Annotated in this window: 1 protein-coding gene; it reads left to right on the forward strand. The window is 32.0% G+C overall.

What is annotated here, in order from left to right; genetic code table 11:
• A partial coding sequence (locus tag SB679_RS26650; protein WP_410705473.1) for a hypothetical protein occupies nt 1-228 on the forward strand: 228 nt, incomplete at both ends.

A 228-nucleotide genomic window follows, 5' to 3' on the forward strand; every position in this document is an offset into this window, starting at 1 on the left:
CTTGATGTAAAGGATTTAAATACCTCTGTAATCACAAAAAATAAAACAGTAGGTTTAATCTCCGGTAAATTTGATCTTAATGGGCAGAGCTTTGATGTCAATACAATGCGTCTTACTACCAAATCCCAGATTGCCAGCATTGAAATTATGGATAAGGTTATCAATAATCTATATCTTGATGGATTATTGGACCATAAAAAATATAACGGGCTTATTACTGTTGATGAT

This window comes from Chryseobacterium sp. SIMBA_029 (assembly GCF_046535275.1).
Lineage (GTDB): Bacteria > Bacteroidota > Bacteroidia > Flavobacteriales > Weeksellaceae > Chryseobacterium.